Annotated in this window: 11 protein-coding genes and 1 pseudogene; 2 read left to right on the top strand and 10 right to left on the bottom strand. The window is 70.1% G+C overall.

Going from position 1 to position 11,966, the window contains the following annotated elements; translation table 11 throughout:
- The 4 genes and pseudogenes from NBZ85_RS06725 to NBZ85_RS06710 form a co-directional block, all read right to left on the bottom strand.
- Positions 1 to 167, bottom strand: a 167-nt coding sequence (locus NBZ85_RS06725) for a helix-turn-helix domain-containing protein (RefSeq protein WP_261561665.1), incomplete at its 3' end; no start/stop codon positions are given.
- Between the two features lie 35 nt (positions 168 to 202).
- Complete coding sequence (locus tag NBZ85_RS06720; protein WP_261561664.1) at positions 203 to 712, bottom strand: caspase family protein; 510 nt, start codon at positions 710 to 712, stop codon at positions 203 to 205.
- A gap of 67 nt (positions 713 to 779) precedes the next feature.
- Positions 780 to 1,115 carry a Pepco domain-containing protein gene (locus NBZ85_RS06715; protein WP_261553637.1) on the bottom strand — a complete coding sequence of 112 codons (336 nt, stop codon included), beginning with the start codon at positions 1,113 to 1,115 and terminating at the stop codon, positions 780 to 782.
- A gap of 939 nt (positions 1,116 to 2,054) precedes the next feature.
- A pseudogene (locus tag NBZ85_RS06710) lies at positions 2,055 to 2,443 on the bottom strand (IS4 family transposase); the annotation flags it as partial.
- On the opposite strand from NBZ85_RS06710, the gene NBZ85_RS06705 reads away from it, so the two are divergent.
- Both NBZ85_RS06705 and NBZ85_RS06700 read left to right on the top strand, forming a co-directional pair.
- The gene (locus tag NBZ85_RS06705) at positions 2,414 to 2,692 is read left to right on the top strand and encodes a PIN domain-containing protein (RefSeq protein WP_261553636.1); all 279 of its coding nucleotides are present in this window, start codon (positions 2,414 to 2,416) and stop codon (positions 2,690 to 2,692) included. The pseudogene NBZ85_RS06710 and the gene NBZ85_RS06705 overlap by 30 nt on opposite strands.
- A 59-nt stretch (positions 2,693 to 2,751) precedes the next feature.
- Positions 2,752 to 2,952, top strand: a complete 201-nt coding sequence (locus NBZ85_RS06700) for a hypothetical protein (RefSeq protein ID WP_261553635.1) — start codon at positions 2,752 to 2,754, stop codon at positions 2,950 to 2,952.
- A gap of 36 nt (positions 2,953 to 2,988) precedes the next feature.
- Here NBZ85_RS06700 and NBZ85_RS06695 read toward each other — a convergent pair whose 3' ends face one another.
- From NBZ85_RS06695 to NBZ85_RS06670, 6 genes are all read right to left on the bottom strand, one after another.
- Complete coding sequence (locus NBZ85_RS06695) at positions 2,989 to 6,738, bottom strand: ABC transporter ATP-binding protein (protein ID WP_261553634.1); 3,750 nt, start codon at positions 6,736 to 6,738, stop codon at positions 2,989 to 2,991.
- Positions 6,739 to 6,884: 146 nt separating this feature from the next.
- A complete protein-coding gene (locus tag NBZ85_RS06690) occupies positions 6,885 to 7,964 on the bottom strand; it encodes a LysR family transcriptional regulator (protein ID WP_261553632.1) in 1,080 nt (359 codons plus the stop codon).
- Between the two features lie 290 nt (positions 7,965 to 8,254).
- Positions 8,255 to 8,452 carry a hypothetical protein gene (locus NBZ85_RS06685; protein WP_261553631.1) on the bottom strand — a complete coding sequence of 66 codons (198 nt, stop codon included), beginning with the start codon at positions 8,450 to 8,452 and terminating at the stop codon, positions 8,255 to 8,257.
- The gene (locus NBZ85_RS06680; protein ID WP_261553630.1) at positions 8,449 to 9,513 is read right to left on the bottom strand and encodes an LLM class flavin-dependent oxidoreductase; all 1,065 of its coding nucleotides are present in this window, start codon (positions 9,511 to 9,513) and stop codon (positions 8,449 to 8,451) included. Before NBZ85_RS06680 ends, NBZ85_RS06685 begins: the two co-directional genes overlap by 4 nt.
- 27 nt (positions 9,514 to 9,540) lie before the next feature.
- Positions 9,541 to 10,476 (bottom strand): LLM class oxidoreductase, encoded by a 936-nt coding sequence (locus tag NBZ85_RS06675; RefSeq protein ID WP_261553629.1) that lies wholly within the window; start codon positions 10,474 to 10,476, stop codon positions 9,541 to 9,543.
- Positions 10,473 to 11,711: an LLM class flavin-dependent oxidoreductase gene (locus NBZ85_RS06670; protein WP_261553628.1), complete on the bottom strand. Its 1,239-nt coding sequence runs from the start codon at positions 11,709 to 11,711 to the stop codon at positions 10,473 to 10,475. The genes NBZ85_RS06675 and NBZ85_RS06670 overlap by 4 nt, the downstream gene beginning before the upstream one ends.
- Positions 11,712 to 11,966: the final 255 nt, after the last annotated feature.

Here is an 11,966-nt window from a genome sequence, read left to right as displayed (position 1 = left end):
TCCACCGCCCGGTACACATTCTCGCCGCCGTTACGCTCGATCTCCCTCGAAATCACCGAGTGATGCCTGCCGAGCGCCTTCGCGATGAACCGCGCCGAACGATTCTTGCCCAACTCGCGGGAAATAACCTCCCGCTCCTCGATCGTCAACTTCTCCCGCCGACCCATCCACCATCCAGCCCCTCGACGCCAACACGATCATCCTATCGAGGCGTCGCTACGACCATTTGACCCCGCCAGGCATACAGGTAGAAGACCCGCCGCCCCTGCACTCTTGCAAGCCTTTGCCGGGACCAGGCCGCCGTGTTCATGGTGGACTTCTCCAGCAGATGAATGCCCTCTCGGCAGGCGTCGACGAACACCGCGACGTCGCCGCCGCGGCTCTTCTCGATCACGTGCCCGAAGTCGAGAAGCAGGCAGCTTTCGGGGAAATTGTCGGCCCGCGTGCTCGCGCTGGCGGGAACGAGATAGTCCCGGCCGCGGTAGTGCACCCCGTGGCCGCTCAGGTACACCACCTGTGTCTGCTGCGGAGCAGCCCGGTCAAAGAACGACTCGATGGCCTGCCGGACCGCATCGTGATGGGTGCGCTGCGGGTCGTGCATCTCGACCTGGTAGCCCGCCGACGTGAACGCAGCGTCAAGCTCCCGCAGGTCGTCGACGATGAACGGGAGGTCGTCGATCGCCTCGTCATCGTAGTGTGGAACGCCGATCAACAGCGCACGGAAAGCACTGACTTTCCCGCCTGGAGCCGCCTTTCGGATCCCGGCCATGACGGGCTAGCTACTCCCCGAAGGTAAGGACGATACCGCCCGTCGCACCGAGCTGCCCGGACGCGCCGAGCACCGTGACGCCACCGCTTGCCGTCACCTCGAACGACACCTGCGCCTGCTTCAAGGGCAGTCGCGCACCAGAGCCGGCGACGTCGTCGAAGAGCTCCTGAAGACCCGCCACCACCTGCCTGAGATTATCCCTCAGCACGGTGAGCGGAATATGGCGGACGGAGGCCTCGTCACCACGGCGACCGAAGATGCCTTTCTCTCCGGCTGCACCCTCGTTCTCGTCCACCACAAGAAACGGCAACGTGTCGATCTGGATCTCCGAGCTGGTGCGAGACATCAACCTCCCCGATCTCCCTCTGTCCCCGTTGTCGGGCTGCCGGAATCATACCCCAGAGCGAACGGTGGCGGACATGGGGCGACTGTTCCCGGGGTTGGGCTGGTCAGACCGGAGGGACCGCATCCCCGGGCCTTCTCGGGATGCCGGGCCGCGCCGGCGCCTGAAACGGCGTCGAATAGGAGGGGATCGGCCGGCACCGTCGGCGGACCGTCGTGTTCACATGTCCGAATCAGTTCAGACCGGCCGGGCCGGGAGCGGAACCGTCCCTGGTCGCCCGGGCCTACCCACACCGACACCGAGAACGCCAACACCAGGAAGACCGGCAACAGCCGCCGAGCGGCCGCCGGGCCCGGGCGCTCCTCCCTCTGCGGGGCCGGCAGCGCCTCGGCCCGGCAGAGGGAACAAACCGGCGACCTGTCCGCACGAGATGTCCGCACAGGCGGAGATCCGAAGCCTCTGCCATCCTCGACAAGCAAGCCGCCTGGGATGGCACCCGTTATTCGGACAGTGATCCGACGAGATAATTGATCCGCGGACGGATATTATTGATGGGCCAGTCGCGCGGGCGGTTCGTGCCTGAATATAAGGACGAGTCGATGAAACTCGCCGTCGATTCGGGCCGGCCGATCTCGGCGGTCACGGAGGGCCTGGCCCAGATCTTTCGCATCTTGATCGGGTGTGATCGCGGGCTGGCCTCCCACCCTTGTTGATGTTGAGTTTTGCTGCTGGGTCTGGGTGTGGCCGTGGTGGAGTGCCTGGCTGTCGCGCGGGGTCAATACCAGGAACTTTAGTGCCTGATCATGACTGTGGCGACCGTGGGTGGCGGTCCCGTGAGGTGCTTGCCGATCGGCTTCTTGGCGGGGAACGGGGTGCTTTTGGTGCGGTGGACGACGCGGGGGTTGGAACGGAGGGCGTCGCGGTAGGACGATCTCAGCGATCTCAGCGGTCACCGCGGCCAGGATCCGGGCCGTTCGCCGGAGGGGGGAAAACCGTTCGGCGCACGACCTGGCGACGGACAACCTTGACGGTGTGGGCGAACGAGAACCGGTCGGGGTCGATTCCTTCGACCAGGGCGGTGTCTCGGCGAGGAGGGTCTCGACTTCCCACCGGTCAGCGTAGAGGGCGGCGAGCTCGGCGGCGGGCGCGGTGGCCGGGTCCAGGACGGTGGTGACCAGCCGGTAGGTCTCCTTCTTGCTCGCGGGCAGGCACTCGCCGGTGCCGGGGTCGCGGTCGAGGGGGTACTCCACGACCCAGACCATGATCTTCCGGCCTGCGTCTCGGGTATCCGGTTCGACGAGGTGAGACAGGTAGGAGCCGTCGTCGACTGGCTCAACGTCCGCGACCACCTACCGTGGTTCACCTCCACGCTGGCGGAGGTGGAGGTCACCCGCGCGATCAGGCGAACCGTTCCGGAAGCGCTCGGACACGTGCCGCGAGTCCTGGACCGGATGTACCGCCTGGACATCGACACCCAAGTGGAGGCGTTCGTCACCTACGACAAACGCCTTCTCGAAGCGGCGCGCCGAGCCGACCTCCCGACCGCGTCGCCGGGCCCGCACTCCACCGCGGGAAGCTGATCAACCTCAAGATCCGGATCAGCCCACCTTCGTCGCCTGACGACGGGAAGATCGTGACCATGGCCGAGCAAGGGCGGCCCGGGACTGGCAGGGAACGCGCCAGGAGCGAGCTTCTCCGGCTGTCCGACGACGAGTTCTTCCCACTCGTCCTCAGGGCGAAGCTGGTTGCGGTGCGTTTTGCACGCTTCGAGCCCAGGGACGGTGCGCATCGCATGTTCACGACCGACGCCTGGCTCCCAGCCGCCGCCCAACCCACCTGATCACACAGCCGCAGGCCCACGACCCCAGCCGAACAGCTACCTCGAACCGGTCGCGGGCTGCGCCATCGCCGCCCACAGCCCGGCGTAGCGGCCGTCGAGCGCGAGCAGTTCCTCATGCGAGCCGTCCTCGACGACGACCCCGTTGTCGACGACAAGAATGCGGTGCGAGGCCCGGGCGGTCTGGAGCCGGTGGGCGATGAGCAGGGTCGTGCGGCCCGCGGCGACCAGTCCCATCGCCCGCTGCACGCGCGCCTCGGTGGCCAGGTCCAGGTTGGCCGTCGCCTCGTCGAGCAGCAGGATCGCCGGGTCGACGAACAGGGCGCGGGCGAGGCTCAGGAGTTGCCGCTGGCCGGTCGAGAGCGACCTGCCCTGCTCGCTCACCGGGGTCAGGTAGCCCTGTGGCAGGGCGGCGATGAAGTCGTGCGCGCCCACCGCGCGGGCGGCGCGCTCGACCTCCAGGTCGGACGCCGAGGGACGACCGTAGGCGATGTTGGACCGGATCGTGCCCGAGAACAGGAACGGCTCCTGCGGCACGAAGCCGAGCTGGTGCCGGTAAGCGGTCAGGTCGAGCGAGGTCAGCGGGATGCCGTCGATACGCACCGTTCCCCGGGTCGCGTCGTAGAAGCGGGCCACGAGCTTGACGAGGGTGGACTTCCCGGCGCCCGTCGTGCCGACGAGCGCGACGACCTGGCCGGGCGGGATCGACAGCGACACGTCGTCCATCGCGGCGAGGCCCGTGCTCTCGTAGGCGAAGCTGACGCGGTCCAGGGTGATGGCGCCGCGCAGCCGTCCGGGCACGACCGGCTCAGCCGCCTGCGCAGTGGCGGACGGTGTCTGCAGCAGCTCACGCAACTGGCCGGCCGCGACCGTCGCCTGCAGCCACTGGTCGAACACCGTGGACAGCTGCCGGATCGGCGCGAAGAACTGGTCCAGGTACAGCAGGAACGCGATGAGGAGGCCGGAGGTCAGGGAGCCGTCAACGATCCGGTGCGCACCCACCGCCAGCGCGATCGCCTTGGCGATCGCGCTGAGCAGGTCGAGGAACGGGAAGAACCGGGCCTGCAGCTCGTAGGAGCGCGACCGGGCCTGGCAGTACGACTCGGCCAGGTCGGCGAACCGCTGCTCGTTGGCCGGCTGCTGGTTGTACGCCTGGCTGACCGCCACCCCGGACAGGCTCTCCTGCAGCTCCGCGTAAAGGGTCGAGATCCGCTCCCGCGCCACCAGGTAGGTGCGACTCGAAGCGCGCTGGAACCACCACGTGGCGACGATCATCGGAATGAGCAGAACCGACACGGCCGAGGCCAGGCGCAGGTCGAACACGGTGAGCACGATCGCGATGCCGCCACAGGTGAGCAGGCTGACCAGGGCGGTGACGAGGCCCTGCTGCAGCAGTTGCGCGAACGCCTCGACGTCCGAGGTCATCCGCGTCATGATCTTGCCCGCCTGTTGCCGCTCGTAGTAGTTCAGCGACAGGCGCTGCAGGTGGGCGAACGTGCGGACCCGCAGGCCGAACAGCATCCGCTCCGCGGTGCGCTGCGTGTAGTACGTCATGAACCGCTGGTTGGCCCAGATGATGGCCTGCAGGACGGCCAGCACGACGACCACGCCGTACAGCACGCGGACCGAGTCACGCTGGACGCCGTGGTCGACGCCGAGCCGGATCAGCGCCGGGCCGGCCAGGGCGCTGAGCGCGTCGATCACGACCAGCAGCACGCCGAACAGCAGCGGACGGGCGAAGGGGCGGAACACGTCCCGCATCGAGAAGGTGTCCCGGGGGGCCGTCTGCTCGGCCAGGTCGACGTTCGGCTCACCGCTCAGCGGCGGCAGCGCGTCCACCGCGGCGAGCAGGTCCGGCGAGACGGTGGCCAGGCTGCCGAGCTGCCCGAGCTCGCGCTGGGCGCCGCCGGCGGCCGACCGGCGGGCCACGGCGTCGCTGGCGTAGGTGCTCACCTTCGGGGCGCCGTGGCGGGACACGTTCTGCGGCCAGGCGGCCGGGTCGACCGAGTCCACGACGGCGGCCGGCCGCCCGGGGTCGTCGGCGTCCGGGCCGGTGAGCAGCTCGCGGAACAACTCCGAGCGTTCGAGCAGGTCCTCGGTCGTGCCGTGATCGACGATGCGGCCCCCGTCCAGAACGATGACCCGGTCGGCCAGCGCGAGGGTGGAGTACCGCTTGGCGATCAGGACAGTCGTGCGCTGGGCCAGAACCTCCTCGAACGAGCGGTGGATGGCGTGTTCGGTACGCGCGTCGATGGCCGAGGTGGCGTCGTCCAGCACCAGCACGCGCGGATTGGCCAGCGCCGCCCGGGCGAGCGCGATGCGTTGGCGCTGCCCGCCGGAGAGGGTGAAGCCGCGCTCGCCGACGACTGTCCCGTACCCGTCGGGCAGTCCGGAGATGAAGCCGTGCGCGTGCGCGGCGACGGCCGCGCGCTCCACGTCGACGTCGGACGCGGTCGGGCGGCCGAAGGCGATGTTGTCGCGAATCGTGGTCGAGAAGAGGAAACCCTCCTCGAAGACGAGGCCGACCGCCGAGCGCACCGAGGCGAGCGGGTAGCCGCGCATGTCCCGCCCGTCCAGCCGCAGGACTCCGGCGGTCGGATCGTAGAAGCGGGCGAGCAGCAGGGCGAGCGTCGACTTGCCGGAGCCGGAGGCCCCGACGATCGCGACCCGCTCCCCGGGCTCGATGGTGAGGGTGATGTCGGACAGGACGGGCTCGCCGTCTGCGTAGGCGAAGTCGACGTGGTCCAGGTCGAGGCGGCCGACGGGTGCGGTGAGCGGGGTGGCGTCATCCCGCTCCTGGACGGCGGACTCGGCCGAGAGCAGGTCGAGGATCCGGGCGGCGCCCGCGCGGGCCTGCTGGCTGGTGGTCAGGATGCTGGACAGGAACCGGACGGGCGTGACGAGTTGCAGCACGTAGCTGGAGTAGGCGAGGTAGACCCCGAGGGAGATGTGGCCGTGCATGAGCAGCCAGCCGCCGAGCGCGAGGACACCGAGCTGGGTCAGGCCGGGGAAGGCATCGAGTGAGGCGGTGAAGCCGGCGGTGATCCGGGCCGCGCGCAGCCGGGACTGGTAGAGGGTGCGGGACTCGGCGTTGAGCGAGTCCTGCTCCTGTCCCTCCTGGCCGAAGGCCTTCACGATCCGCACCCCGGTGACGGCTTCCTCGACGACGCCGGCGACGGTTCCCTTGTAGAACTGGTCGGTGAAGCTGGCCGGGAACGAGCGGGTCCGGAACCGGGCGGCGACCCAGATGAACGCCGGTACCGTGACCGCGAGGACGAGCGCCAGCAGCGGGGAGAGCCACAGCATCACGCCGAGCGCCACCGCCAGCAGGGTCAGGTTGCCCCACGCGATGCCCAACTGCTGCAGGAACATCTGGATGAGGGTCAGGTCGCTGGTGGCGCGGGACATGACGTCACCGGTACGGAACCGGTCCCGGCCGGTCGGGTCCAGGTACTGCAGGTGGTGGTGGACCAGTTTCTGCAGGTCCCGCTGACTGGTCGCGGCCGCCCGGAAGCCGAGCGAGCGGCGCAGGTACTGCAACACGAAGGTCACCACTCCGGCGATGACCAGGATTGCGATCCACAGCGACAGCGACCGGCGCCGGGTGAGGATGCAGTCGTCGACGATCACCTGTTGGATCAGCGGCAGCGCGGCGAACACGATCTGGCCCGCCACCGCGAGCCCGATGGCCAGGCGCACACCGCGCAGGTTGCGCCGGCCCAGCAACGGCGCCAGCAGTCGCAGCGTGCCCTGGGTCCGCGCCGTCACCGCGTCATCACGCTCGACCACGTGGTCGAACTCGCGGCCAGACCTACCGGAGCGCCGTCAATCACCGCCGCGATCGCCGCCGCCCCGGTTGGATATGCGCCGAAGACCTGGCGCAGCCGTGCCGGGTCGATCACATCGGTGCCCGCAGGAGTTGGCATTCCTCATTTCTAAAGGAACTTATCCTGCATATCCACGCCGGCGCGGCTACGCGCTTCGTTAAGCGCCGCCGGATGAAAGCGCGATCGCGGTATCGACGCCGCCGCCGCCACGCTCCCCCAGCCGGGGGCGCCGCCCGCTTCATAGGCCGCCGGGCGTCGGACCGCGACGCTCAGCGGGGTCCGCCCCGACTCCGGCCAGGTCTCCTCGACGACCTTGTGCAACTCACGGAGCACCAGTCTGATGTTCGGGTCGCGCTGGCGCCCCTCCCGCACGACCGCGCTGATTTCGCGCACACCGAAGTCGATATCCTCGACGATCAGCCCTTCCAGGTGGACCGGCACGGCCATCCTGGGCGCGATGGCCAAGGCCACTTCGGTCGCGGCGAGCTCGCAGATGTTTCGTGCTCCGTCGACCCGGTGCTTCACCTTGGGGATGAAGCCCGCGGCGTCGGCGGCACGCTGCAGGGCGCCGCCCAGACCGGAGTCGGGGGCACCGGTCACGAACGGGATGTCGGCCAGGGCGACGAGGCCGCTCGTGCGGACGCGGGTGTGGTGTTCGCTCGGAGCCAGCAGGACGAGCGGCTCATCCAGCAGCCGCTCCTCGGTCAGTCCGCTCAGCGACGGCTGCTCCCCGAAGTGGTACCGGCAGGTGATCGCGACATCGAGCTCGCCGCGGCGCAGCATCCGCAACGCCCGCTCCGCCGTGGCCTGCTGGATCGCAAGCTGCAGGTCGGCCTCGTCGCGGACGAGCCTCGACACGACCGGGGCGGCCAGCATGGGGATGCCCATGTTGAACGACGCGATGCTGACGCTGCCCGCCACCCGGTCGCGGGTGGCGGCGACGGCGCTCATCGCCTCGTCGAGCGCGCTGACCACCCGGCGGACGTGCTCGACGAGGACGTCCCCGGCGGGGGTGAGGCCGAGGGTGCGCCCGTCCCGGCGGAAGAGGATGACGCCGACTTCACTCTCCAGAACCCGTAGTTGCTGGGAGACCGCGGAGCTGGTGATGTTGCGACGTTTGGCCACCGCGGTGACCGTTCCCAGATCGGCAAGGTCGCACAGCAGCATCACGCGACGCAGATCAAGCATGGGACACCAGCGCGCGATTCGAGACACGGGCCAAAGCCGCAACGCGCAGGGGCCCGCGAACGTCGCCGGACTTGGTCGGCACGGATCCTCATTTCCAGATCTTGGTATGACAGGTCACCGTCCGCGGTGTCGCGGACTCACGATGACCTGCCAATGCGTGGACACTGTTGTCGGGGCTGGTCACCGACAACAGGACGCACTGCTTGCGCGCATGAGGTCGACGTGGCGTCTGGCCACCAAGTCGAATGAGCGCATGAACCAAGACTACTGGATCCGGGCCAGTTTTTCTTTTATTTCGATTGATGTGGTAGAGATATCTCCCGCGGGTCCCGCAGCCGCTCGCGGATCGTGGAGCAGTCGTACGCCGAGGGGAAGGCAGCCGAGGGGAAGGCACCCGAGGCCTGCAGCAGCGGGATGACCTCGCGGTTGAACTCGGCGATCCCGTCGGGTAGCACGGGGATGTGGATGTGGAGACGTCGTTCGCTCATGACGCCTCCGGCGCCGTGCGCAGCAGCGGCAGGAGCTGTTCACCCTGCCGGACGATCTCCTGCTTGTACGGTGTGTCCGAGAGGACGAAGTGGGTGATGCCGAGCCCGGCGTACCGCTGGAGCGCGGCAGCGACCTCGGCGGCCGTGCCGACCAGCCAGGTCGTCCCGGCGCCGCCGCCGCCGACCTTGCCCGGCGTGGTGTACAGGTTCGTGTCCAGCACCTCGCCGCGGGCCTGTAGATCGATGAGCCGCCGCTGCCCCACCGACCGCCGCTGGCCCGCCGCCCAGCGCGGGTCGAGCCGGTCGGCCAGCTGCCGCACCTTCGCCTCGGCGTCGCGCCAGGCCTCCTCGGTGGTGTCACGGACGAACGTGGTGATCCGAAGCCCGTACTCCAGGGGCGGGTGTTCGCGGCCGAGCTTGTCCTGCAGTGCCGTCAGCCGGTCGATCCGCTCGGCGATGCCGTCCAGCGGCTCGCCCCAGAACAGCTGCACGTCCGCCTCGGCCGCCGCCACCGCCTCGGCGGCGGCCGAGGCCCCGCCGAAGTACAGCCGCGGGTGGCCACCCGAGAGCCGCGGGACGACGGTCGAGTTCCGGACCGGCCAGAACTCGCCGGCCTCGGTGACGTCCGCCTCGGCCCAGAGCCGGCGGACGGTATGCAGGAACTCGCGGGTGCGGTCGTAGCGCCGGGACGGGTCGAACTCCCCGTCCCCGTAGGCGTCGAGGTCGTCGAGCCCGCTGACGATGTTGACGTACACCCGTCCGCCGCTCAGGTGGTACAGCGTCGCCGCGGCGCTGGCGAAGTGCGCGGGAGTCCAGTACCCCGGGCGGATCGCGATCAACGGGACGAAGGTGGTGGTGCGGGCCGCGAGGGCGGTGGCGACGGTGAAGGTGTCCGGCCGTCCCCAGCTCGTGCCGAGCAACGCCCCGCCCCACCCGTGCCGCTCCAGCAACAGGGCCTGCTCGACCGAGAAGTCGAGGCTGCCCCAGGTGTCCTCGGTGAAGTCGCCCCGGTGTCCGGGTTCGAGGGTGTTGGGGATGTACCAGAGGAACTCGCGGCTCACTGTGGCTGCTCCGTTCGCGGGATCGGATCAGGCCTCGGCCAGGACGGGTAGCGGGAGACCGAGCCGCTCACGCAGCGTCGCGCCCGGCCTGGGCGCGGCGGCCAGGGCCGGAACGACCTCGGCCAGGACGCGCAGCACCTGCTCCACCCCACCCGCCACGGTCAGTTCCAGCCCGTCCGCCGCCGCGGCGGCGACCACACCGGCCAGCCGGTCGGCGCTGTCGTCGGGGTGGGCCTCGGCCGGGATGAACACCCGTAGGTCGCCGCGCCGCCGGCCGGCCGCGCCCAGCGCCGAGGCCAACCCGTCCGGGTCGACGCCCTCGCCGCGGCCCAGCAGGACGACATCGGCGGCGGCGGCGCGTTCCCAACCCAGCGTCGCGACATCGGCGGCCGCGAGGACGGGCCGACGCTGCGGCGACGCGGGCCCGTCGATCGGCCCGGCCACCCGGTAGTACGGGCCGCTGTGCTCCGGCGGGCGCAGCCGCGACCAGTCGGCGAAGCGGGCGCTCGCCGCGTCGCCGACGAGCACCTCGGCGGGAAAGCTGTCGAACAGTCCGGTCAGCACCTGGGCGTACTCGGACCACCGCTCCCCCGCGTCCGGCGTCCGCTCCCGGGGACCGTGCTGATCGCTGTTGGTGTCGCCGCCGCCCGGCCGGAGCACCACGCCGCCGCCCCCGCGGGTGGCGCGGTCCAGAGAGGTCACCCGACGGGCCAGGTTGAACGGGGCGTTGTGGGTCGTCGCGGCATCAAGGAGGAACCCGAGCTCCGGTCGGCCCTCGGCGAGGTAGGCCGCCACGACCGAGGCATCAGGTCCCGGCTCGTCCAGGACCCGCACGGCGCTGACGCCGACCGCCGCAGCCGCCGCGACGACCCGCCTGGCCTGCGGGACGGTGAGGGCGGGGACCACACCGGGTCGGCCCGGCCCGGCACCGACGGACAGGTCGAGGATCACAGGCACGCTCATCCGGCCGCCTTCAGGTTGGTGGTGCTGAACGAGCCGCGCGGCGGGACCGCCAGACCGAAGTGCTCCCGCAGCGTCGTCCCCTGGTAGTCACGGCGGAACAGGCCGCGGCGCTGCAGCTCGGGGACCACGTGGTCGGCGAAGTCGTCGAAGCCGCCTGGAAACACGTCGGGCATGAGGTTGAACCCGTCCGCGGCGCCCTGCTCGAACCAGTGCTGGATGTCGTCGGCGATCTGCTCGGGGCCGCCGACGACGATCCGGTGCCCGGTGCTGCCGCCGAGGCGCCGGACGAGCTCGCGCAGGGTCGGCTTCTCGCGGTCGATGATGCCGAGCACCTCGCGGTAGAAGCCCTGCGAACCCGACGCCTGCTCCGGTTCCGGGAGCAGTTCCCGCGGGATCGGCTCGTCCAGCTCGAACCGCTCGAGGTCGAGGCCGAGCTGGCCGCCCAGTCGCCACAGCGCGTAGCCGGTCGGCTGGATCTCGTCGAGCAGCTCCCGGCGCTGCTTCGCCTCGGCCTCGGTGCTGCCGACGATGGTGGTCAGGCCGGGCAGCAGAATCACATCGTCGGGCTGGCGGCCGAACTGGCGGGTCCCCGCGCGCACCTCGGTCCGGAACGCCTGGGCGCCGGCCAGCGTCTGGTCGACGCTGAACACCGCCTCGGCGATCCGCGAGGCGAGCCGGCGCCCGTCCCGGGAGCCCCCGGCCTGGAGCAGAACCGGCCGACCCTGAGGCGAGCGGACGGCGTCCGGCGCGTCCCAGCGGTCGATCAGCCGGCGGGCGAAGTCGGCGGCGCGTTCATAGCGCTGGGTGTGGTCGAACTCCTCGGTGCGCCCGAAGTTGCGCGCCGCGAACGGACCGGCGGTCGTCACGACGTTGAGACCGACCCGGCCGCCGCTGATCACGTCGAGACTGCCGATCCGGCGGGCGACCTCGACCGGGTCGTTGTAGCTGGCCGACAGGGTTCCGACCAGGCCGATCCGCTCGGAGTGGGCGGCCAGTCGGGCCAGGTTGACCGTGGGTTCGAAGTTGTTGCCGGGGCGGAACGGCAGGTCCCCGGCGAGCGCCGGGGTGTCCGCGAAGAACACCGCGTCCAGCCTGGCCTCTTCGGCCTTGCGGACGACGTGCTCGTACAGTTCGGCGGTGTAGGCCGCATACGGGTCGGCGCCCGGAAATCGCCACGCGCCGCCGATGAAGCCCGCATTGAGGATGTTGACGTTCAGGTGCAGCTCTCTGGCCACCACGATCTCCTCTTCGCCCGGGCTCAGCGGGACGCGGCTGAGCAGTATCCGTGGCCGCGCAGGGGTCCGCTCTCGGGCAGTCGCCAAAACGCCTCGTGATGAACCGTTCTCAGCAGAAACGCGTTCGGGTGCCTGAGCTTTCCCATGGCCACGCAAGCTAGTACGACCGGGGCGCTCGTTCGCCCAGGTTCGGCTACGGGAACCGCGAAGCCCGGCGGCGTTGATTCCACTCAGCGGGACGTGGCCGCCCGGGCC

The sequence above is a fragment of the Frankia tisae genome (assembly GCF_025403405.1).
Classification (GTDB): Bacteria; Actinomycetota; Actinomycetes; order Frankiales; family Frankiaceae; genus Frankia; species Frankia tisai.
Note: the sequence above shows the minus strand (reverse complement) of the source record. Positions and strands in the feature narration are given on the sequence as shown.